The organism is Pseudomonas sp. CGJS7, from assembly GCF_036961695.1.
Genome location: NZ_JBAMDI010000056.1, coordinates 1 through 19,456 on the forward strand (window position 1 = coordinate 1; position 19,456 = coordinate 19,456).

The 19,456-nt window shown below is 63.3% G+C and carries 18 protein-coding genes; 9 read left to right on the forward strand and 9 right to left on the reverse strand.

The features are described from left to right. Positions 1–180: 180 nt before the first annotated feature. From V7787_RS28275 to bioB, 7 genes are all read right to left on the reverse strand, one after another. On the reverse strand, positions 181–1,986 hold the full coding sequence (locus V7787_RS28275) for a phenylacyl-CoA dehydrogenase (RefSeq protein WP_010951720.1): 1,806 nt from the start codon (positions 1,984–1,986) through the stop codon (positions 181–183). 287 nt (positions 1,987–2,273) lie between these two features. After that, positions 2,274–2,570: a hypothetical protein gene (locus tag V7787_RS28280; RefSeq protein WP_003255603.1), complete on the reverse strand. Its 297-nt coding sequence runs from the start codon at positions 2,568–2,570 to the stop codon at positions 2,274–2,276. 212 nt (positions 2,571–2,782) lie between these two features. After that, positions 2,783–3,463: a dethiobiotin synthase gene (gene bioD / locus V7787_RS28285; RefSeq protein WP_003255605.1), complete on the reverse strand. Its 681-nt coding sequence runs from the start codon at positions 3,461–3,463 to the stop codon at positions 2,783–2,785. 10 nt (positions 3,464–3,473) lie between these two features. Then, a complete protein-coding gene (gene bioC, locus V7787_RS28290) occupies positions 3,474–4,292 on the reverse strand; it encodes a malonyl-ACP O-methyltransferase BioC (RefSeq protein WP_064490770.1) in 819 nt (272 codons plus the stop codon). Beyond that, a complete protein-coding gene (locus tag V7787_RS28295) occupies positions 4,285–5,016 on the reverse strand; it encodes an alpha/beta fold hydrolase (RefSeq protein WP_020192749.1) in 732 nt (243 codons plus the stop codon). The genes bioC and V7787_RS28295 overlap by 8 nt, the downstream gene beginning before the upstream one ends. Continuing rightward, positions 5,009–6,181 carry an 8-amino-7-oxononanoate synthase gene (gene bioF, locus V7787_RS28300; protein WP_104886790.1) on the reverse strand — a complete coding sequence of 391 codons (1,173 nt, stop codon included), beginning with the start codon at positions 6,179–6,181 and terminating at the stop codon, positions 5,009–5,011. Before bioF ends, V7787_RS28295 begins: the two co-directional genes overlap by 8 nt. A 1-nt stretch (position 6,182) precedes the next feature. Continuing rightward, positions 6,183–7,241, reverse strand: coding sequence for a biotin synthase BioB (gene bioB, locus V7787_RS28305; RefSeq protein ID WP_014589423.1), 1,059 nt, complete (start codon positions 7,239–7,241; stop codon positions 6,183–6,185). Between the two features lie 89 nt (positions 7,242–7,330). Here bioB and V7787_RS28310 point away from each other — a divergent pair, with 89 nt between their 5' ends. The 4 genes from V7787_RS28310 (at position 7,331) to rarD (ending at position 10,961) form a co-directional block, all read left to right on the forward strand. Next, the gene (locus V7787_RS28310; protein WP_336090718.1) at positions 7,331–8,062 is read left to right on the forward strand and encodes a ComF family protein; all 732 of its coding nucleotides are present in this window, start codon (positions 7,331–7,333) and stop codon (positions 8,060–8,062) included. Positions 8,063–8,111: 49 nt separating this feature from the next. Beyond that, complete coding sequence (locus V7787_RS28315; RefSeq protein WP_104886792.1) at positions 8,112–8,876, forward strand: TOBE domain-containing protein; 765 nt, start codon at positions 8,112–8,114, stop codon at positions 8,874–8,876. Positions 8,877–9,034: 158 nt separating this feature from the next. Beyond that, complete coding sequence (locus V7787_RS28320; RefSeq protein ID WP_020192753.1) at positions 9,035–10,009, forward strand: serine/threonine protein kinase; 975 nt, start codon at positions 9,035–9,037, stop codon at positions 10,007–10,009. Positions 10,010–10,073: 64 nt separating this feature from the next. Beyond that, positions 10,074–10,961: an EamA family transporter RarD gene (rarD, locus tag V7787_RS28325; RefSeq protein ID WP_010951710.1), complete on the forward strand. Its 888-nt coding sequence runs from the start codon at positions 10,074–10,076 to the stop codon at positions 10,959–10,961. Between the two features lie 296 nt (positions 10,962–11,257). On the opposite strand, the gene V7787_RS28330 is transcribed toward rarD, so the two are convergent. Continuing rightward, positions 11,258–11,776, reverse strand: a complete 519-nt coding sequence (locus tag V7787_RS28330; RefSeq protein WP_010951709.1) for a glycine cleavage system protein R — start codon at positions 11,774–11,776, stop codon at positions 11,258–11,260. A 449-nt stretch (positions 11,777–12,225) separates the two neighbouring features. Between V7787_RS28330 and V7787_RS28335 the strand changes: the two genes are divergently transcribed. After that, on the forward strand, positions 12,226–14,403 hold the full coding sequence (locus tag V7787_RS28335; protein ID WP_010951708.1) for a malate synthase G: 2,178 nt from the start codon (positions 12,226–12,228) through the stop codon (positions 14,401–14,403). A gap of 48 nt (positions 14,404–14,451) precedes the next feature. Here V7787_RS28335 and V7787_RS28340 read toward each other — a convergent pair whose 3' ends face one another. Further along, positions 14,452–14,997, reverse strand: coding sequence for a response regulator (locus V7787_RS28340; protein WP_064490762.1), 546 nt, complete (start codon positions 14,995–14,997; stop codon positions 14,452–14,454). A 116-nt stretch (positions 14,998–15,113) separates the two neighbouring features. On the opposite strand from V7787_RS28340, the gene V7787_RS28345 reads away from it, so the two are divergent. The 4 genes from V7787_RS28345 (at position 15,114) to V7787_RS28360 (ending at position 19,377) form a co-directional block, all read left to right on the forward strand. Next, positions 15,114–17,051 (forward strand): putative nucleotidyltransferase substrate binding domain-containing protein, encoded by a 1,938-nt coding sequence (locus V7787_RS28345; protein WP_020192756.1) that lies wholly within the window; start codon positions 15,114–15,116, stop codon positions 17,049–17,051. After that, positions 17,048–17,758, forward strand: coding sequence for a 3'-5' exonuclease (locus V7787_RS28350; RefSeq protein ID WP_010951705.1), 711 nt, complete (start codon positions 17,048–17,050; stop codon positions 17,756–17,758). Before V7787_RS28345 ends, V7787_RS28350 begins: the two co-directional genes overlap by 4 nt. A 147-nt stretch (positions 17,759–17,905) precedes the next feature. After that, the gene (locus V7787_RS28355; protein WP_010951704.1) at positions 17,906–18,424 is read left to right on the forward strand and encodes an RNA polymerase sigma factor; all 519 of its coding nucleotides are present in this window, start codon (positions 17,906–17,908) and stop codon (positions 18,422–18,424) included. Continuing rightward, positions 18,421–19,377, forward strand: a complete 957-nt coding sequence (locus tag V7787_RS28360) for a FecR domain-containing protein (protein WP_020192758.1) — start codon at positions 18,421–18,423, stop codon at positions 19,375–19,377. Before V7787_RS28355 ends, V7787_RS28360 begins: the two co-directional genes overlap by 4 nt. Positions 19,378–19,456: the final 79 nt, after the last annotated feature.

Here is a 19,456-nt window from a genome sequence, read left to right on the forward strand (position 1 = left end):
AGGAGCGGGTTTACCCGCGAATACGGTGGTGGCGGCAACGGTGAACGGCTGATGGAGATTGGCCAGCAGGCCCGGCCCTTTCGCGGGTAAACCCGCTCCTACGAGGGACCACGCTGAACCTGAAGACAAAAAAACCCGCCTGCCGGTCAGGGCAGGCGGGTTTTGGCTACAGCTCCAGTATCAGTACGACAGGCCGAAGTGCTCTTCGTCCATCGCCATCAGGTTGTTGGCGCCCGACAGCATGGTCGCCACATGGGTACGGGTACGCGGCAGGATGCGCTGGAAGTAGAAGCGGGCAGTCTGCAGCTTGGCGGTGTAGAACGCCTCCTCGCTGGTACCGGCTGCCAGTTTCTCGGCGGCCAGGCGGGCGATGTCGGCCCAGAAGTAGGCCAGGCAGGCATAGCCGGAGTACATCAGGTAATCGACCGAAGCCGCACCCACTTCTTCACGGTCCTTCATGGCAGCCATGCCCACTTTCATGGTCAGCTCGCCCCACTCCTTGTTGATGGCCGCCAGCGGTTCGACGAACTCCTTGACCGCTTCGTTACCTTCCTGCGCCTGGCAGAACTTGTGCACGATCTTGGTGAAGCCCTTCAGTGCTTCGCCCTGAGTCATCAGCACTTTACGACCGAGCAGGTCGAGGGCCTGAATACCGGTAGTGCCTTCGTACAGCATGGAGATACGGCTGTCGCGCACGTTCTGCTCCATGCCCCATTCGGCGATGAAGCCATGGCCGCCGTAGATCTGTACGCCGTGGTTGGCGGCTTCGAAACCGACTTCGGTCATGAATGCCTTGGCGATCGGGGTCAGGAATGCCAGCAGGGCGTCAGCCTTCTTGCGCTCTTCTTCGTCCTGGCTGTACTTGACGATGTCCACCTGCTTGGCGGTGAAGTAAACCATCGCGCGGTTGCCTTCGGCGAAGGCCTTCATGGTCAGCAGCATGCGACGCACGTCCGGGTGGACGATGATCGGGTCCGCGGCCTTGTCCGGTGCTTTCGGGCCGGTCAGGGAACGCATCTGCAGGCGCTCACGGGCGTACTTCAGGCCACCCTGGAACGCCACCTCGGCGTGGGCCAGGCCTTGCAGCGCGGTCCCCAGACGAGCAGTGTTCATGAAGGTGAACATGCAGTTCAGGCCTTTGTTGGCTGGGCCGATCAGGTAGCCGGTGGCAGCATCGAAGTTCATGACGCAGGTAGCGTTACCGTGGATGCCCATCTTGTGTTCGATCGAGCCGCAGCTCACGCCGTTGCGCTCGCCCACGCCGCCCTCGGCGTTGGGCAGGAACTTCGGCACGATGAACAGCGAAATCCCCTTGGTACCGGCCGGTGCGTCCGGCAGGCGGGCCAGGACGATATGGACGATGTTGTCGGCCATGTCGTGCTCACCGGCCGAAATGAAGATCTTGGTGCCCGACACTTTGTAGCTGCCGTCGGCCTGTGGCTCGGCCTTGGTGCGTAGCATGCCCAGGTCGGTGCCGCAGTGCGGTTCGGTCAGGCACATGGTGCCGGTCCACTCGCCGGACACCAGCTTGGTCAGGTAGGTGTGCTGCTGCTCGGCAGTGCCATGCGCAGAAATAGTGTTCATCGCGCCATGCGACAGGCCTGGGTACATACCCCACGACCAGTTCGAGCCACCGACCATTTCGCTCAGGGCCAGGCCCAGCGACTCTGGCAGGCCTTGGCCGCCATGCTCGACGTCATGTGCCAGGCTCGGCCAGCCGCCTTCGACGAACTGCTGGTAGGCTTCCTTGAAGCCGGTTGGGGTTTTCACCCCCGATTCGCTCCAGGTGCAGCCTTCCTGGTCACCCACGCGGTTCAGCGGCGACAACACCTGCTCACAGAACTTCGCGCCTTCTTCAAGGATCGCGTCGACCATGTCGGGCGTGGCGTCCTGGCAGCCCGGCAGGCTCTGATAGTGCGCCTCATAGCCAAGCAGCTCGTCGCGAACGAAGCGGATATCACGCAAGGGGGCTTTGTAGTCAGGCATTGCGATGAACCTCTAGGTGAGTTCTGTGGGGTGACCCGCGCTTGGCGGAAGCCGATCAAACAGTTGTTTGAAACTTACGTTTAGCTCAGCTTTCTGTCAAGGATGGACTATGGTGCCATTTACGCCACGAAAAATGGCAAATACGCCAACGCTCGGCAAAACGCCTGTAGGAGCGGGCTCGCCCGCGGATGCGTCCAACCAAACCAGACTGCTGTCTGATCGGACGCATTCGCGGGCAAGCCCGCTCCTACAAGGGCAGGCGCTGAAATAGGGGATGACGCAAGTGTTCAGGCGTAGGTGTCGATGATCCGGCCAAGCATTTCGTCGGATGCCTTGGCGACCTTTGCGCCGAGTTCGACTTCGGTCTTGCCCACCGCCTGTTGCACGACACTGGTGGCCAAGTCCATCTGCTGGCTGCGGTCGACCGCGCGCAGGCGTTCGGCCTGAAAATCGCTGGACTGGCTAGTGGCGGTACGTTCGGCAGTGGTGTTGGCGATCTGGCTGGCGGCCTGATCGACGCGGTTCTGGCCGGTCTGGATTGCGCTCAGGCCCGCGTAGTAGGCGGAGCTACCGGTGATTTCCATGTCAGGACTCCATTGACGCTGGATGACGAACAGCCCCAATTAAAACAGGCTGGGGGCAAAAAGGCCCGTTTAAATCCCTAATGGCTCAATGCCAGTTGATAGGCCTTGGGTATTCCTGCTCTGGCCACTTCGCGGTTAAACCCGCGCCCACAACGGTATGCGTTCTCTCGTAGGAGCGGGTTTACCCGCGAAGAGGCCGGGCCTGCATCACACTAATCCAGCAGATCCAGCTGCAGATGCTCCGCCACCATGTCGGCACTGGCCTGCTTGAGCTTGGGCACCCGCCCCAGGCAAGGCGCCGGCAAGCGCTCTGCCAGGCTGGCCAGGTTCTCTTCCAGGCGTGAGGTGCGCGGCTCGATGATGTTTGCCACCCAACCCGCCAACTGCAGCCCATCACGCTCGATCGCTTCGGCGCTGAGCAAGGCATGGCTGATGCAACCCAAGCGCACGCCTACCACCAGAATCACCGGCAACCGCAGGGCAACGGCAAGGTCGGACAGGTTCTCCAGGCCCGACAGCGGTACGCGCCAGCCGCCGGCCCCCTCTATCAAGGTGAAGTCGGCATTTTGTTGCAGCACATTGCGCATCGCCGCGAGCAGTTCTGGTACAGCCAGCGTCACCCCTGCCTCGCGCGCCGCCACATGCGGGGCTATAGCAGGCTCGAAGGCAAACGGATTGACCTGCTCATAGGGCAGCTTGACCGTGCTTTCGTCGATCAGCGCCAGGGCATCGCTATTGCGCAAGCCTTTCGGCGTCATCGTGCAGCCCGAGGCCACCGGCTTGGCACCCAGCGTGCTCATGCCCTGCAAACGCGCCGCATGCAGCAGGCCGGCAGCGATGGTGGTCTTGCCGACATCGGTATCGGTACCCGCAATGAAAAAGGCCTGGCTCATCGTGCTCCCCTTACACCTGTGGCTTGCGCAACACACCATAGACCACTTGATAGGTGGCTGGCAGCCCCGCAGGCTGGCGAAATGCCTCATAGGCCTGCAACAGGCCCTGCATTCGCGCCCGGCCGGTGAGGCCGGAAGGTCGCCCAGGGTTCAGATTGTGCGCCCCCAACGCCTTCAGTTCGTGGGTCAGGCTGCGCACATCCGGGTAGTGCAGCACATGCGGGCACCGCTCCAGCTCAAGCTGTTCAAAACCGCTGGCTGCGCACAGGCGCTGATAGTCTTCGAAACGGCGGAAGCGGTTTACATGCACCAGGCCATCCACCGCCTGCCAGCTGGCGCGCAGTTCGTCGAGAGTGCCCACGCACAGGCTGCTGAAGGCCAGTACTCCACCTGGGCGCAGCACCCGCTGCGCCTCGGCCAGCACACTGGCGAACTGATCGCACCACTGCACCGCCAGGCTGGAAAACACCAGGTCGACACTGGCATCGCGCAGCGGCAGACGCTCGGCGTCGCCAACCACGTGATACTGCGCACCACCCTTTACATGACGGGCATGAAGCAACATGCCTTCGGCTATATCCACCGCCACGCCGCTGGCCTGGACGAAACGCTCGGCCAGCATGCGGCTGAAATGGCCGGTGCCACTGCCCAGGTCCAGCCATTGTGACGGCTGCAGGCCTGCCGGCAACTGCTCCAGCAGGCTCAGGCCTACAGCGCGCTGAAGGGCCGCCACGCTGTCGTAACTGGCCGCGGCGCGGGAGAACGAGGCCGCCACCTGGCGCTTGTCGGGCAATGCGCCGGGCAGGGTCGGACGGGAAAGGTCAGTCATCGCCACTCTCATGCAGAAAACTCTTGATGCCCGCCGCCAGCTCCTGCGGGTACTCCAGCAGGAACGCGTGGGAACTGTCTTCGACCAGGCCCACTTCTACATCGGGCAACAGCTCGCTCAACGCCTTTGCCGCCTCTGCCGGCACTAGCGCGTCGCTGCCGGCGAACAGGTGCAGCTGCGGGCCACCATAGGCCTGCAAGGCTTCACGGGTGTCCAGCTTGGCCAGCACTTCAAGGCCAGTGGCCAGGTACAACGGGTCGGTATCCGGCACACCGACACCCAGTTGGCGCAACAGGGTGCGCGGCTGCAGGGCGCCATCGCTGCACAAGGTACGGAAGCGCTTGAGGGTGACCTGGGTGTGGTTGCGGCAGCCGTCGAGGAAGGTGCCGAAGGTGTCTTCGGCCATGCCATGGGGCCAATCTGGCCGGGCCAGGAAGCTGGGGTTGCTGGCCAAGGTCAGCAGCCCGCAGCAGTGGTCGCCACGCTTGTGCGCCAGCGCGCTGGCCAACATGCCACCCAGTGACCAGCCACCCAGCCAGACATCGTTGGGCAGCTTGCGGTCCAAATGATCGATCCAGGCCTGCACATCGCTGTGGGCCAGTTCTGGCAGGGGCATCAGCTCTACCTGCAGGCGGGCGTCCTGGGCTCGCAGGCTAGCGGCCAGCGGCTCCAGCGCAGCAGTTCCCAAGCCCCAGCCGGGCAATAGAACAAGTCGATTACGCATCGGCGTTCTCCAACTGTGGATAACACTCGGCCAATGCATTCAACAATAGCTGCACCTGCGCCTCGCTGTGTGCGGCGCTCAGGGTTACCCGCAGGCGTGCGCTGCCAGCCGGCACGGTGGGTGGGCGGATGGCCGTCACCAGCAAGCCGCGCTCACGCAGCAGGCGTGACAGGCGCAACGCCTGCGCACTGTCACCGATCACGATAGGCTGGATCGGCGTCGGGCTGTCCATCAACTGCAGCCCCAGCTGCTGCGCGCCTTCTCGGAACTGGCGAATCAAGGCTACCAGGTGCTCACGACGCCAGGTTTCGCGGCGCAGCAGCTCCAGGCTCTTGAGTGTGGCGCAGGCCAGCGCCGGTGGCTGGCTGGTGGTGTAGATGTAGGGGCGGGCGAACTGCACCAGCGCCTCGATCAGCTCTTCGCTGCCAGCAACAAAGGCGCCCGCAGTGCCGCAAGCCTTGCCCAGCGTGCCGATCAGCACCGGTACGTCATCCACGCCCAGGCCAAAGTGCTCGACGATGCCGCCGCCCTGTGCGCCCAAGGTACCCAGGCCATGGGCATCGTCAACCATCAGCCAGGCTCCGCGGGCACGGGCGACATCAGCCAGCGCCGGCAGATCGGCGAGGTCACCGTCCATGCTGAATACGCCATCGGTCACCACCAGGGTATTGCCGACTGCCTTGTCCAGGCGGCTGGCCAGGCTGGCCGGGTCGTTATGCAGGTAGCGGTTGAAGCGGGCACCACTGAGCAGCCCGCCATCCAGCAACGAGGCATGGTTAAGGCGGTCTTGCAGTACCGTGTCGCCCTGCCCCACCAGCGCGGTGATGGCGCCCAGATTGGCCATATAGCCGGTGGAGAACAACAGGGCGCGCGGGCGGCCGGTGAGTTCAGCCAGTGCCTCTTCAACCTGATGGTGCGGGGTGCTGTGGCCAACCACCAGGTGCGAGGCACCACCACCCACACCCCAGCGCTCGGCGCCGGCCTGCCAGGCGGCGATCACCTCGGGGTGGTTGGCCAGGCCCAGGTAGTCATTGCTGCAGAAGGCCAGCAACCGCTGGCCGTCGACCACCACTTCCGGCCCTTGCGGGCTTTCCAGCAATGGCCGCTGCCGATACAGGTCTGCGGCGCGCCGTTCGGCCAGGCGCGCTGCCAGGTCGAAAGCCATATCAGGCTGTCGCGGCGTCGTAGAACATCTCGCTGCTGCGCTGCTCGACCAGCGCTTGCTCGATGGCTGCCTGGTGCACTTCGTCGGCGTGCTCTTCACGCGCTTCGGGCTTGATGCCCAGGCGTGCGAACAGCTGCATGTCCTTGTCGGCCTGGGGGTTGGCAGTGGTCAGCAGCTTTTCGCCGTAGAAGATCGAGTTGGCGCCCGCCATGAACGCCAGGGCCTGCATCTGCTCGTTCATCTGCTCGCGGCCGGCGGACAGGCGCACGTGAGACTTGGGCATGAGGATACGGGCCACGGCCAGCATACGGATAAAGTCGAACGGGTCGACGTCCTCTTCCTCAGCCAGCGGCGTGCCGGCCACCTTGACCAGCATGTTGATCGGCACCGACTCCGGGTGTTCCGGCAGGTTGGCCAGCTGGATCAGCAGGCCGGCGCGGTCATCCAGCGATTCACCCATGCCCAGAATGCCACCAGAGCAGATTTTCATCCCGGCGTCGCGCACGTAGGCCAGGGTCTGCAGGCGCTCGCTGTAGGTACGCGTGGTGATGATGCTGCCGTAGAACTCCGGCGAGGTGTCGAGGTTGTGGTTGTAGTAGTCCAGACCAGCCTGGGCCAGGGCTTTGGTCTGCTCCTGGTCGAGTTTGCCGAGGGTCATGCAGGTTTCCAGGCCCATGGCCTTAACGCCTTTGACCATCTCCAGCACGTAGGGCATGTCTTTGGCCGACGGGTGCTTCCACGCCGCCCCCATGCAGAAACGGGTAGAACCGATGGCTTTGGCGCGGGCAGCTTCTTCCAGCACCTTCTGCACTTCCATCAGCTTCTGTTTCTCCAGCCCGGTGTTGTAGTGACCGGACTGCGGACAATATTTGCAATCCTCCGGACAGGCGCCGGTCTTGATCGACAGCAAGGTCGAAACCTGCACGCGGTTGGGGTCGAAATGCGCGCGGTGCACGGTCTGCGCCTGGAACAGCAAGTCATTGAACGGTTGCTGGAACAGCGCCTTGACCTCGGCCAGGGACCAGTCGTGACGTGTTGTTGCAGTTGTGCTGGCGCTCATCGGCGTTTCCTTGTTTAGGCTGTAGCTGGCGCCGGGACAGGAAAGCCCGCCAGCGCATCACGGATAGCTCGCATAGTCATGGAAGGCCTATGAACTGTCAACTGCACTGGAAGCGACTGGTTTACAAGTGCTCACTTATTAATCAGAAGTGCTTGTTATGCGATGAACCTGCCGAGCAGCATTACCCGCTGTGCATCACCTGCGAACAGGCGCTGCCCTGGCTGGGTGATCAGTGCCGGCATTGCGCCCTGCCCTTGCCCATGGCCGGCTTGACCTGCGCCCCGTGTGGCCGCTGCTTGCCGGCCTTCGATCAGGTCATTGCCCTGTGGCATTTCGGCTTTCCGGTGGACACGTTGATCAGCCGTTTCAAGCACAATCGCCAATGGCCTTTGGGGCGCCTGATGGCTGAGCTGCTGGGGCAGGGGCTGCAGTATCGCTATGCCGAAGGGTTGCCTCGCCCTGACCTGCTGTTGCCTGTGCCTTTGGCCAGGCGTCGACTGCGCGAGCGGAGGTTCAACCAGGCAGGGATGCTTGGGCGGTGGTTGTCGTCGCACGTCGGGGTAACCTGCAACGAGCGTTTGCTGGCCCGCACCCGCGATACACCGGCACAGCAACATCTGGGCGCCAAGGCACGGCGGCGCAATTTGCGCCAGGCGTTCGCGGTAAAGGGCGAACTGGAAGGCAAGCATGTCGCCATCGTCGATGATGTGTTGACCACCGGTGCCACTGCGCAGGCTATCGCCCAGGCACTGCGCAAGGCAGGTGCGCGGCGGGTGGATGTGTATTGCCTGGCACGTACGCCCAAACCGGGGTATGTATGACCAGGCGCGACCTGCCCATTTGTAAAGCACCTTTGTATACGGAATACCCATGTCCCTACCCCCCGTTCTCACCCAGCACATCGCCCGCCGCCCACAGCGCATCGCGCTGCTGCAGCACATTGCCGAACAAGGCTCGATCACCCGCGCCGCCAAGGCCGCGGGTATCAGCTACAAGGCGGCCTGGGATGCCATTGACGAGCTCAACAACCTGGCCAGCCAGCCCTTGGTCAAGCGCAGCACCGGTGGCCGCGGCGGTGGCGGTGCGCACTTGTCGGCGGAAGGCGAGCGGGTGTTGCGCCTGTACCAAAGGCTGCAGGCCCTACAGGCACAAATCCTTGAAGCCGCCGAAGAATCCGGCGACCTCGACCTGCTCGGGCGCCTGATGCTGCGCACCAGTGCGCGCAACCAGTTGCAGGGCCAGGTCAGCGGTCTGCGCCCTGAAGGCCGGTATGACCGCGTCAGCCTGGCATTGGGTGGCGGGCTGGAGATCGATGCGCTGATCACCCACGACAGCACGGCGCGCCTGGAGCTGACAGTGGGAACAACGGTGGTGGCGCTGCTCAAGGCCGGGTGGGTGCGCTTGTTGGCGGAGGGGGAAGAGGCCGAAGCGGGGAGCAATTGCCTTTGCACGAAGGTGGAGGAAGTGCTGGCAGAGGTCGATGGGCCCAGTGAAGTCAGGCTGGCGTTAGGCAACGGGCAGACCCTGTGTGCAATGGCTGATGCGCACTGGTTGGCTGCCCAGCAGGTCGTGGATGGCAGTGTGGTACGGGTGCAGTTTCACCCGTCTTATGTGTTGATCGGGGTTCCCGCATAGTCTGGCCGCGCGGTGCGCGGTTCGCGGGCTTGCCCGCTCCCACAGGGACCGCACCACCCGATGCATCTGGGCCGTAATGTGCGGGCACGCCCGCGAAGGGGCCGGCACCGATATAAAGCGGTACCATGTCCCCACGCCGCTTACCCTCCGGAGCCACCATGTCCCACCCCTTCGACACCCTCACCCCCGACCTGGTCCTGGACGCAGTGGAAAGCCTGGGCTTTCTCAGCGACGCTCGGGTGCTGGCGCTGAACAGCTACGAGAACCGCGTGTACCAGGTGGGCATCGAAGACGCGCAGCCGTTGATTGCCAAGTTCTACCGCCCAGGCCGCTGGAGCGATGCAGCCATCCTCGAAGAACACGCTTTCACGGCCGAACTCGCCGACTGCGAAGTCCCGGTGGTTGCGCCCATGCAGCACGATGACCGCACCTTGTTCGAACACAAGGGCTTCCGCTTCACGCTGTTCCCCCGTCGCGGCGGCCACGCCCCCGAACCTGGCAACCTCGACCAGTTGTATCGCCTGGGCCAGTTACTTGGCCGCCTGCATGCCGTGGGCGCCAGCAAGCCGTTCAAGCACCGTGAGGCACTGGCTGTGGACAACTTTGGCCACGCCTCGCTGAACACCTTGCTGGAGGGTAATTTTGTCCCACGTGAACTGCTGCCGGCGTTCGAGTCCGTGGCCCGCGATCTGCTCAAGCGGGTGGAGGACATCTACGCTCGCACACCACACCAGCTCATCCGCCTGCACGGCGACCTGCACCCCGGCAACCTGATGCACCGCGACGAGGTGTACCACGTGGTCGACCTCGACGATTGCCGCATGGGCCCAGCGGTGCAAGACCTGTGGATGATGCTGGCCGGCAACCGCGAGGAGCGCCTGGGGCAACTGGCCGAGCTGATCGACGGCTACAACGAGTTCCACGACTTCGACCCGCGCGAACTGGCCCTGATCGAGCCTCTGCGTGCCCTGCGCCAGCTGCACTATAGCGCCTGGCTGGCAAGGCGCTGGGACGACCCGGCATTCCCGCCCAGCTTCCCTTGGTTCGGCCAGCCACGCTACTGGGGCGACCAGATTCTCGCCTTGCGCGAACAGATGGCTGCGCTGGATGAAGCTCCGCTGAAATTGTTCTAGAAGCACGCCCGCCTCTGTCTACAATAGGCGTCGCTTTATTTAGCAACCTAAGCAAGGATTCTGCATGCACGCCGCAAACCCGCGTCGCGGGTACATACTGGGCTTGAGCGCCTACATCATCTGGGGCCTTTTCCCCCTCTACTTCAAGGCAATCCAGAGCGTCCCGGCGGTGGAGATCATTGTCCACCGGGTGCTCTGGTCAGCACTGTTCGGCTCGCTGCTGCTACTGGTGTGGAAACACCCCGGCTGGTGGCGTGAGCTGCGCAACAACCCGCGCCGGCTGGGCATCCTGGCACTGAGCGGGGCACTGATCGCCGGTAACTGGCTGACCTACGTGTGGTCGGTGAACAACGGCCGTATGCTCGAGGCCAGCCTGGGCTATTACATCAACCCGCTGATCAACGTACTGCTGGGCATGCTGATTCTTGGCGAGCGCCTGCGCCGCCTGCAATGGCTGGCGGTGGGCATGGCTGCCGTGGGTGTGGCGCAGCAGGTGTGGCAAGTGGGCAGCCTGCCGTGGGTGTCGCTGGTGCTGGCGTTGAGCTTCGGCTTCTATGGGCTGATCCGTAAGCAGGCGCCGGTGGCTGCGCTGCCCGGCCTGGTGGTGGAAACCTGGATGCTGGTACCGCTGGCCCTTGGCTGGCTGCTACTGCACCCGACAGCGATGAGTGCCCAGGGCGCGTTCTATACCAGCAGCGAGGCGCTGTGGCTGATGGCGGCCGGGCCGGTGACGCTGGTGCCGCTGGTATGCTTCAACGCCGCCGCACGGCACCTGCCGTACACCACGCTGGGCTTCCTGCAGTACCTGGCGCCGACCTTGGTGCTGTTGCAGGCCGTAGTGCTGTTCGATGAGCATTTGTCGTCGAGCACCCTGGCGGCCTTCATGTTCATCTGGGCAGGTTTGGCGATATACAGCGTCGATGCATGGCTGAACTTGCGCAAACGTAGCTGATCAGAAAACGATCAAAACTCTGCAGGTCATGTAGCGCATGGCCTGCAGAGACATCTCCATAGGTTATCCACACCCTCGTCCCCGCGCTTTGTGCACAAGCTGCTGATAATTGGGCATTTTTTGAGCAAAACAGTACAAGGCACGTGATACCTGGGCTGGAGAGGTACACCCCCAGGTTATCCACAGGGCCTTCCCCGTGATATCGGGATAACCGCAGGTGGCCGCTTCGCACCCCATCAAGACACAAGCGGCCGTGTGTCGCGATTGGGCCGCAAAGCGGCCCCGGCAATCTCTGATCAATCCTCTGCCCGCAGCTTCAACTCCACCATCAAGTCATCCGCCAGGCTCTCCAGCCGCTGCTGCAGTTCTTCCAGCGGCAAGGTCAACGGCAACGCCAGCAATGCGTCGGCGTGGAACAACGGCTCGCTGCTCATCGGCGCCGGCCGCACTTCTGTGGAAAACCGCTCGACGTTTACCTGCAGCTCAGCCAGCAAGCGGGTAATGTCCCGCACGATCCCCGGCCGGTCGTTACCCACCAGCTCCATGGCAATTGGCTTCCAGGTGCACGACGGCTCAATCCCGCTCTCGGCGATCAGCACGCGAATGTCATACCTAGCCAGCCCCTGCAGCGAGGCCACAAGCTCGGCGTAATTCTCTGCCGGCACCGCCACCCGCAGAATGCCAGCAAACTGCCCGGCCATACGCGACATGCGGCTTTCCAGCCAGTTACCACTGTGGTCGGCGATGCACTGGGCAATACGTTCGACCTGGCCGGCCTTGTCAGGGGCAATTACAGTCAGTACAAGATGATCCACAAGCCCTTCCTCGTGTCGGACCGCGCCGGGCGGCAGAAAATCGGGGGATCGAGTCAGTATAGGCAAGGCGCGGCAACCTGCCGCAGGGCAATCTGCACAGCCAATCGTGTACTGTTTCAAGATTTATCTGGAACAATCCACCTGTTTTTTGCGAACATACCTACTCCCAGCGTGACCATACGCGACCAACGGGTCGCACAACGGCGCTTTTAGTCTGATTTTGCCCCGCCTACTGCTTCATGTAGTATCCCGTGGCGCGGACTACAAAACGTCGTTTGGATGTCTGCCAAGGCGCCTGTGAAAATACGCACACTGCCCGCCAGCCTGTCTGGCAGGCCGCACCCAGCCGCCCCCAAGCAACCCCGGGGGCATGCACTGGTGCCGTGTTTAGAGAAGCGCTACAGGCTTAATACAGAAGAGCGAAATAGCTGAGCAGAGTGAGGCAAGCAATGACTGGATACGTTCAAGTCGGTGGCCTTCAGGTCGCCAAGGTCCTGTACGACTTCGTGAACAACGAAGCCATCCCCGGGACCGGCATCGTCGCCGAGCAGTTCTGGGCGGGTGCAGAGAAGATCATCAATGACCTCGCTCCAAAGAACAAAGCCCTGCTCGCCAAGCGCGACGAGCTGCAAGCCAAGATCGACGCCTGGCACCAGGCACGCAAAGGCCAGGCCCACGACGCCGCAGCCTACAAAGCATTCCTCCAGGAAATCGGCTACCTGCTGCCACAAGCCGACGATTTCCAGGCCACCACCCAGAACGTGGACGAAGAAATCGCCCACATGGCCGGCCCACAACTGGTAGTGCCGGTGATGAACGCCCGTTTCGCCCTGAACGCCGCCAACGCCCGTTGGGGTTCGCTGTACGACGCCCTGTACGGCACCGATGCCATCAGCGATGAAGGCGGCGCCGAAAAAGGCCAGGGTTACAACAAGGTGCGCGGCGACAAGGTCATCGCCTTCGCCCGCGCCTTCCTCGACGAAGCCGCGCCACTGGCCGCCGGCTCGCACGTCGACTCCACGGGCTACCGCATCGAAGGCGGCAAGCTGGTTGTTGCCCTGAAAGGCGGCAGCAACACTGGCCTGCGCGACGATGCGCAACTGATCGGCTTCCACGGCGACGCCGCCGCTCCCACTGCCGTGCTGCTCAAGCACAACGGCCTGCACTTCGAAATCCAGGTCGATGCCAGCACCCCCGTCGGCAGCACCGACGCCGCTGGCGTCAAAGACATCCTGATGGAGTCGGCACTGACCACCATCATGGACTGCGAAGACTCGGTTGCAGCCGTAGACGCTGACGACAAAGTCATCGTCTACCGCAACTGGCTGGGCTTGATGAAAGGCGACCTGGCCGAAAGCGTGAGCAAGGGTGGCAAAACCTTTACCCGCACCATGAACCCGGACCGCGAGTACGCGGCGCCTAACGGCGGCAGCGTGACCCTGCACGGTCGTTCGTTGCTGTTCGTGCGCAACGTTGGCCACCTGATGACCAACCCGGCGATCCTCGATGCCCAAGGCAACGAAATCCCCGAAGGTATCCAGGACGGGCTGTTCACCAACCTGATCGCCCTGCACAACCTCAACGGCAACACCAGCCGCAAGAATACCCGCAGCGGCAGCGTGTATATCGTCAAGCCGAAGATGCACGGCCCTGAGGAAGTGGCCTTCGCCACCGAGATCTTCAGCCAGGTCGAAGACCTGCTGGGCATGCCGCGCAATACCGTCAAGGTCGGCATCATGGACGAGGAACGCCGTACCACGGTCAACCTCAAGTCCTGCATCAAGGCAGCCGCCGAGCGCGTGGTGTTCATCAACACCGGCTTCCTTGACCGCACTGGCGATGAAATCCACACCTCGATGGAAGCCGGCGCCGTGGTGCGCAAAGGTGCCATGAAGAACGAGAAGTGGATCGGCGCCTACGAAAACAACAACGTCGACGTTGGCCTGGCCACCGGCCTGCAAGGCCGTGCGCAGATCGGCAAAGGCATGTGGGCCATGCCTGACCTGATGGCCGCCATGCTCGAGCAGAAGATCGCCCACCCACTGGCCGGTGCCAACACCGCCTGGGTACCGTCGCCAACTGCCGCCACCCTGCACGCCCTGCACTACCACAAGGTGGACGTACAGGCGCGCCAGCGTGAACTGGCTTCACGTACCCCGGCGTCGGTGGACGACATTCTGGCCATCCCGCTGGCTGCCGACACCAACTGGTCGGCCGAAGAGATCCGCAACGAGCTGGACAACAACGCCCAAGGCATTCTCGGCTACGTGGTGCGCTGGATCGACCAGGGCGTGGGTTGCTCGAAGGTGCCGGACATCAACAACGTCGGCTTGATGGAAGACCGTGCCACCCTGCGCATCTCTGCCCAGCTGCTGGCCAACTGGCTGCGCCACGGCGTGGTCAGCCAGGAACAGGTGCTGGAAAGCCTCAAGCGCATGGCCGTGGTGGTCGATCAGCAGAACGCTGGCGACCCCCTGTACCGCCCGATGGCGCCGAACTTCGACGACAACGTGGCGTTCCAGGCGGCTGTGGAACTGGTAGTGGAAGGTGGCAAGCAACCGAACGGTTATACCGAGCCGGTACTGCACCGCCGTCGCCGCGAGTTCAAGGCGCGTAACGGGTTGTAAGCAGCATCTGCGCCAGGGGTGGGCCGTTTTACGGCCCCCCCCTGCGCATCATCCAATTTTCAGTTCTTTGTTCACCAGCTCCAACAGCTTGCCAAGATCCACCGGCTTGAGCAGGAAGTCCACCACCCCCAGGTGCATCACATCCACTGCCTCTTCCACATCGGTGTCGCCCGACACCACAATGATCGACAATGCCGCCCGCTCCGACGCACGAATCGTCCTGATCAAGTCCAATCCACTTTCAGGCTGCATGCGCAAATCGGTAATCATCAAGCCGATACGCTTCTGGTAGTGCAGGTACAACCTGGCTTCCTCGGCCCCATCCGCCCCCACCGCATCGATGCCCCGGCTTTTCAGGTACAGGATCAGCGCCTCCCGGTTAACCGCGTTGTCATCCACCACCAGCACCAACGGTTTGGCTGCCACAGGCGCACTTTGGTTTATCACGGCCAAGGCCTCGCGCTCGGCGTCGCTCAGGATGTCGGTGTGCTCAGGCATGCTCATCTCGTCAAAAAAATTCCGCTTCAGCATTAGGACCGCATTACTCGCGTAACCCGTTTCGCCTTTCGTCGGGTCTTTGACAAGGGCGCTCATAGACTTACGTCCAATGGGCACCACCCCGCCGCAAGCCGACCATGGAGGCAGAGAACAACATGGCCGGTACCTATATATAGATATATATAGTTCGGCATAGCGATACGGTCAGTTTCATGAGCAAAAAGGACGCCTACAGCCAGGCGGGCAAGACAGCGGTACTGCAAAACATCCAAGGCACATTGCAGTTCCTGCAGCGCTTTCCGCCGTTCAATCAGATGGAGCACAGCCACCTGGCCTTCTTGGTCGAGCAGTGCCAGCTGCGCTTCTACGCCTGCGGTGAAAGCATCGTCAAACCTGCCGACGGGCCGGTCGAGCACTTCTACATCGTCAAGCAGGGCCGCGTGGTTGGCGAGCGCCAGCACCTGGCCAAACCAGGCGTCGAGACCACGTTCGAGATCACCAGCGGCGAGTGCTTCCCGCTGGCAGCCCTGCTGGGTGAGCGGGCAACCCGCACCGAGCACCTGGCCGGGGAAGACACCTTCTGCCTGCAACTGAACAAGGCCGCATTCATCCGTGTGTTCTCGATGTCTGATGTGTTTCGGGATTTTGCCCTGCGCGGTGTCAGCAGCCTGCTTGATCAGGTCAATCAGCAAGTACGCCAGCGCGCTGTGGAAACCCTCGGCACCCAGTACTCGCTGAACACCCCCCTGGGTGAACTGGCCATGCGTCACCCGGTGGTGTGCAGCGCCAATACCCCCCTGCGCGAAGCCGTGCGGCTGATGCACGAGCAACAGGTAGGCAGCATCGTGGTGGTCGACCCGCAGCGCTACCCCATCGGTATCTTCACCTTGCGCGACCTGCGCCAGGTGGTGGCGACAATAGATGCAGACCTGGGCGCCACCATCGACCGGCACATGACCGCAAAACCGTTCTACCTCCCACCCCAGGCCAGCGCCTTCGATGCCGCCATGGCAATGACCGAGCGGCATATTGCCCATGTATGCCTGGTGGAAAACCGGCGCCTGTGCGGCGTGGTTTCCGAGCGCGACCTGTTTTCCCTGCAACGGGTCGATCTGGTTCACCTGGCGCGCACCATACGCCATGCGCCACGCCTGGATACGCTGGTTTCACTGCGCGGCGAAATCAGCCAGCTTGTGGAACGCATGCTGGCCCATGGCGCATCGTCGACGCAGATCACCCAGATCATTACCTTGCTCAACGACCATACCGTGTGCCGGGTCATCGAACTGGCCTTGGCCGAACGTGGCGACCCAGGCGTGCCGTTCAGCTGGCTGTGCTTTGGCAGCGAAGGGCGACGCGAGCAGACCCTGCACACCGACCAGGACAACGGCATCCTCTTCGAAGCGGTCGACAGCGCCGAGGCCGACGCCATCCGCGCTCGCCTGCTGCCGCTGGCGCAATACATCAACCAGTGTCTGGCCCAGTGCGGTTTCACCCTGTGCATGGGTAACGTCATGGCCGGCAACCCCGAACTGTGCCTGTCGCGCAGCGAGTGGGCGCGGCGCTTTGCCGGGTTTGTTCGCGAAGCCAGCCCGGAGAACCTGCTGGGCTCGAGCATCTACTTCGACCTGCGTGTGGTGTGGGGCGACGAGCAAGGCTGCGAGCAGCTGCGCCAAGGCCTGCTGGCACAGGTAGCCGACAACCGCATCTTCCAGCGCATGATGGCTGACAACGCCCTGCGCCAACGCCCGCCGGTGGGCCGGTTGCGCGAGTTCGTGCTGACACGCCAGGGCAACGACAAGGCGGCGACCCTCGACCTCAAGGTCCAGGGCCTGACGCCCTTCGTGGATGGTGCCCGTTTGCTGGCCCTGGCCAATGGCATAGCTGCCTGCAATACCCTGGAGCGCCTGCGCCAACTGGTAGCCAAGGGCGTGATCGAACCGTTGGACGGCGCCGCCTATGAAGAGGCCTACCACTTCATCCAGCAAACCCGCATGCAGCAGCACCAGCGCCAGATACGCGACAACCTGCCTTACTCCAACCGGCTCGACCCGGACAGCCTCAACCACCTGGACCGGCGCATCCTGCGCGAGTCCCTGCGCCAGGCCCAGCGCCTGCAAAGCAGTCTGGCCTTGAGGTACCAGTTGTGAGCCTGTTCGCCTGGCTGCGCCCCAGCGCGCCCGAGCTGGACCACACCACACGCCAGCGCCTGGCCCGGTTGCCCAAGCCCGTACCGCTGGGGGTATGTACCCTGCGTGAGCAGCGCTGGGTGGTGCTGGACCTGGAAACCAGCGGGCTCAACCCCAACCGTGATCAGGTACTGTCGATCGGGGCGGTGGCCATCGAAGACGGTGCCATCGACTTTGCCCAGCAGTTCGAACGCACATTGCACCGGCCTTTGCAGAAGACCAACGCCAGCGTACTGATCCACGGTTTGGGCCCCAGCGCCCTGGCTGCCGGTTGCGACCCGGCCGAGGCCCTGCTGGATTTGCTCGATTTCATTGGCAACAGCCCGGTGCTGGCGTTTCACGCGCCATTCGACCAACGCATGCTGGCGCGTGCGCTGAAAGAGAGCCTGGGGTACCGCTTGCAGTCGCCGTTCCTCGATATCGCCGAGCTGGCGCCGATGCTCAACCCCGACACCGTGCTGCGCGAGGCCGGGCTGGATGACTGGGTAGCGCGGTTTGGCTTGCAGGTTGAAGAACGCCATCATGCCAGTGCCGATGCCCAGGTGACCGCAGAACTGGCGCTGATCCTGTTCAGCCAGGCCCGGCGCCAGCAGCTGGACAGCCCGCTGCAGCTGGAGCAACGGTTGCGCGGATGGCGACGGCGCAAGATGCAGAGTCATGGTTTGTAGGGATAGGCACTGAAAATTCCAAGGCATACCCTTCAGCCTTTTCCATGATGGCGATCCGATAAGCGTCCATTGCACCCACCCCCTCCCCTCTGCAACAATCGCGAATAATTATCGTTAGTTAATGCATTCGTTCCGGGGGGACGCTGCTTGTCTTCTGCACAAAGCCCACACGCCGATCTGGTCGGTGCGCTGTACCGCGACCACCGCGGCTGGCTGCTCGCCTGGCTGCAACGCAGCATGGCCTGCCGCCAACGTGCTGAAGACCTGAGCCAGGACACCTTCGTGCGCCTGCTTGGTCGTGAGCAACTGGACACACCCCGCGAACCCCGCGCGTTTCTGGCCGCCGTGGCCAAGGGGCTGATGTTCGACCACTTCCGCCGCGCCGCGCTGGAACAGGCCTACCTGGCCGAGCTGGCACTGATCCCTGAAGCCGAACAGCCCTCGCCAGAAATGCAGCACCTGATCCTTGAAGACCTCAAAGCCATCGACCGCCTGCTCGGCAAGCTGTCGAGCAAGGCTCGCGCGGCGTTTCTGCACAGCCGTCTGGACGGCATGGGCCATGCCGAAATTGCCGAGCGCCTTGGCGTTTCGGTATCGCGGGTGCGCCAGTACATCGCCCAAGGCATGCGCCAGTGCTACGTGGCCTTGTACGGGGAGCCGACGTGAGCAACCTCCCGGTTTCGTCCCGGGTCCTGGAAGCCGCGATTGCCTGGAAACTCAGCCTTGGCGACAGCAGCGGCACGCCTGATGAACGCAATGAATTCATGCGCTGGCATGCCGCCAGCGAAGAGCACGCACGTGCCTGGCGCCAGCTCGGCGCCATGGACCAACGCGTTAGCGCGGCGGCTGGCCCGGCACGCCAGGCGCTGCTGCAATCGCGCGCCAGCCTGCGGCGACGCATTGGCAAGGTTGGCGGCGGGCTGGCCGGCACATTTCTGCTCGGCGCGCTGCTGGCATGGGTCGGCGCCCCGTCGCTGGCACCCAGCTACTGGCTGGCCGACCAGCGCACCGCCACGGGTGAATTGCGCACCTTGCGCCTGGAAGACGGCACACTGCTGAGCCTGAACACCCACACCGCCGTGGACATCGACTACGCCGGCGCGCAACGGGTGATCGTGCTGCACCAGGGCGAAATCTCGGTCGAAACCGGCCACCAGGACCCGCGCCCGCTGCTGGTACGCACTGAAGACGGTCGCTTGCGGCCACTGGGCACGCGCTTCCTGGTGCGCCGCGAAGCCGGCGGTACGCGCCTGGAAGTGCTGCAAGCCTCGGTCGCCGCCATGCCGCATGACAGCGGCGACGAACAGGTGCTGCGCGAAGGCCAGCAGGTGTTGATGAACGCCAATGGCCTCGGCGAGGTTGGCACGGTGCCTGCCGGTGCCGATGCCTGGACCCGCGGCATGCTGGTGGTCGACAACGTACGCCTGGGCGACCTGCTCGCCACATTGGGCCAGTACCGCAGCGGCTACCTCGGGGTGGATGCCAAGGTCGCCGACCTGCGCGTGACCGGCAGCTTCCCGCTGACCAACACCGACCTGGCGCTGGCCTCGCTGGTGCCGGCGTTGCCGGTGAAGATCGAGCGGCATACCCAGTGGTGGGTAAACGTCACTTCCAAATAGGCCGGGCCTGCTGGCCAATCTCCACTAGCCGTTCAGCGTTGCTGCCACCACCGTATTCGCGGGTAAACCCGCTCCTACC

Excerpts from the sequence above, each read along its gene's own strand:
- V7787_RS28295 (WP_020192749.1), bottom strand. The coding sequence starts at position 5,016 with ATGCGTAATCGACTTGTTCTATTGCCCGGCTGGGGCTTGGGAACTGCT.
- V7787_RS28310 (WP_336090718.1), top strand. The coding sequence starts at position 7,331 with ATGAACTGTCAACTGCACTGGAAGCGACTGGTTTACAAGTGCTCACTT.
- V7787_RS28340 (WP_064490762.1), bottom strand. The coding sequence starts at position 14,997 with ATGAGCGCCCTTGTCAAAGACCCGACGAAAGGCGAAACGGGTTACGCG.
- V7787_RS28280 (WP_003255603.1), bottom strand. The coding sequence starts at position 2,570 with ATGGAAATCACCGGTAGCTCCGCCTACTACGCGGGCCTGAGCGCAATC.
- bioC (WP_064490770.1), bottom strand. The coding sequence starts at position 4,292 with ATGACTGACCTTTCCCGTCCGACCCTGCCCGGCGCATTGCCCGACAAG.
- V7787_RS28275 (WP_010951720.1), bottom strand. The coding sequence starts at position 1,986 with ATGCCTGACTACAAAGCCCCCTTGCGTGATATCCGCTTCGTTCGCGAC.
- V7787_RS28335 (WP_010951708.1), top strand. The coding sequence starts at position 12,226 with ATGACTGGATACGTTCAAGTCGGTGGCCTTCAGGTCGCCAAGGTCCTG.
- bioB (WP_014589423.1), bottom strand. The coding sequence starts at position 7,241 with ATGAGCGCCAGCACAACTGCAACAACACGTCACGACTGGTCCCTGGCC.
- rarD (WP_010951710.1), top strand. The coding sequence starts at position 10,074 with ATGCACGCCGCAAACCCGCGTCGCGGGTACATACTGGGCTTGAGCGCC.
- bioD (WP_003255605.1), bottom strand. The coding sequence starts at position 3,463 with ATGAGCCAGGCCTTTTTCATTGCGGGTACCGATACCGATGTCGGCAAG.
- V7787_RS28345 (WP_020192756.1), top strand. The coding sequence starts at position 15,114 with ATGAGCAAAAAGGACGCCTACAGCCAGGCGGGCAAGACAGCGGTACTG.
- V7787_RS28320 (WP_020192753.1), top strand. The coding sequence starts at position 9,035 with ATGTCCCACCCCTTCGACACCCTCACCCCCGACCTGGTCCTGGACGCA.
- bioF (WP_104886790.1), bottom strand. The coding sequence starts at position 6,181 with ATGGCTTTCGACCTGGCAGCGCGCCTGGCCGAACGGCGCGCCGCAGAC.
- V7787_RS28315 (WP_104886792.1), top strand. The coding sequence starts at position 8,112 with ATGTCCCTACCCCCCGTTCTCACCCAGCACATCGCCCGCCGCCCACAG.